Below are 1083 nucleotides of genomic sequence, written 5' to 3'. Positions count from 1 at the left end.
TGTACTCGGTCATGACGTTGGTGACAGTCGACTGATCGGTGGCTGGCCGCCGAGCGCAGTGTGTCGGCGGCCAGTGTTGTAGAAGTCGAGCCAGGGTGCGAGTGCTCGGGTGCGTTGGGCGTTGCTGGTGAAGACCTTGCGATAGGCCCATTCGGTCTGCAGGGTGCGGTTGAACCGCTCGACCTTTCCGTTGGTCCACGGGCAGTGCGGGCGGGTGAACTTCTGCCGTGCGCCGAGTGCTTGGCAGGCCGCTAGGAAGTCGTGCGAGAGCCGGTAGTTCTTGGCGTTGTCGGTCATGACCCGTTCGATGCGGGTGATGCCGTGGGCGTTGAAGAACTCGGCCGCGCGGGTGAGGAAGCCTGCGCAGGTCGAGCCCTTCTCGTCGGGAAGGATCTCGGCGTAGGCGAAGCGGGAGTGGTCGTCGACGGCCGCGTGAACGTAGTCGTAGCCCAGGCCCCGGAGTGATCCGGGCCGTTCACCACGGCCGTGAGCGCGATGGCCGCCGCCGGCGGGGATCTTGCCGAGCTTCTTGACGTCCACGTGGATCATGTCGCCGGGCCGGGCGTGTTCGTAGCGTCGGCCGCTGGCTCTGGTGGCGCGGATGACCTGGCCGGTCAGCGGGTCGCAGGCGGAGAGCGGTGGCATCTGGTGGCGGCGGAGGATCCGGCTGACCGTCCGGGCGGGAACGCCGGTGTGCTCGGCCAGGACGTCCGGTCCTTGTCGCAGTGTGCGGCGGGCCTTGAGCACGCGGCGTTCGACGGCTGCAGGCGTGCGGGTGGGACGGCGGTGCGGGCTGCTCCTGCGGTCTTGCAGTCCGGACCAGCCCTCGGCGCGGTAGCGGTTCACCCATCGGTGGGCACACTGGCGGGATACGCCAAGTTCCTTCGCGACGTGAGCGACCGGACGCCCGTCGAGCACGACACGGCGCACCAGCAGGCATCTGCCGTGAAAGGTCAGTCGGGCATTAGCGTGGGCCACCAGGACCTCCGAGGTGAGTGAAGACGGCTATCTCCACTACGCCCGGAGGTCCCTCCATGATCAACTACCGACGGCTACGTGTCACCAACGTGACGGCCGAGTACA

Annotated in this window: 1 protein-coding gene; it reads right to left on the bottom strand. The window is 67.6% G+C overall.

Annotated features, from left to right (window positions below):
- Positions 1–9: 9 nt before the first annotated feature.
- Positions 10–978 (bottom strand): IS481 family transposase, encoded by a 969-nt coding sequence (locus tag ACWD26_RS44115; RefSeq protein ID WP_451279416.1) that lies wholly within the window; start codon positions 976–978, stop codon positions 10–12.
- Between the last annotated feature and the right edge of the window lie 105 nt (positions 979–1083).

Source organism: Streptomyces sp. NPDC002787, from assembly GCF_053592095.1.
Note: the sequence above shows the minus strand (reverse complement) of the source record. Positions and strands in the feature narration are given on the sequence as shown.